Source organism: Extibacter muris (genome assembly GCF_004345005.1).
GTDB classification, from domain to species: Bacteria; Bacillota; Clostridia; order Lachnospirales; family Lachnospiraceae; genus Extibacter; species Extibacter muris.
Map to the genome: position 1 here is coordinate 1 of NZ_SMMX01000090.1, position 584 is coordinate 584.

Sequence of the window (584 nt, forward strand, 5' to 3'; positions counted from 1 at the left end):
TCTTCCTCTCTTCCTCCCTCTCTCTTCCCTTTTCCTCTCCCCTTTTCCCCTCCTTCCCCTTCTTCTTCCTTTCTTTCTTCCCTCCTCTCTTTTTTTCCCTTTCTTCTTCCCTCTTCTCCTTTTCCTCCCTTCTCTCCCCTCTTTCCTCCCCTCTCTCCTTCTCCTTTTCCCTCTCCTTCTCCTTCTACTTTTCCCTTTTTTGCAGTATTTTATGCGAACGTCTTTCTAAGTCCCTTAATCTTCTTTTGTGTTTCTTTTTTTTTCTTCCCCCTCTTTCCCCTTGCTGTTTCCTTCTTCTTCCTCTTTTCTTTCTTTTCTCTCCTCTTCTTCCCTCCTTTCCTTCTCTTCCCTCTTCGTTCTTCTCTTTCCCCTCTCTTCCCCCTCCTTTCCCTCCTCCTTTCTTCTTTTTCTCCTCCTCCTCCCTCCTTCTTTTTTTTCCCTTCTTCTCTCCCTTAATCCACTCCCCCCTCTTTCCCCTCTCCCTTCCTCCTTCCCCTCTTTTTCTCTCCTCTTCTGTTAGACTTAAGGAAGAGCTCGAAGCTCCCCCCCTTTCCCCCTTCCCTTTCTTCTTCCCCCTTTCCCCT

At 47.6% G+C, this 584-nt stretch carries 1 protein-coding gene; it reads right to left on the reverse strand.

Annotated features, from left to right (window positions below; translation table 11 throughout):
• Positions 1-184: 184 nt before the first annotated feature.
• Positions 185-584: hypothetical protein (locus E1963_RS23910; protein WP_201272109.1), on the reverse strand; the 400-nt coding region annotated here is incomplete at its 5' end.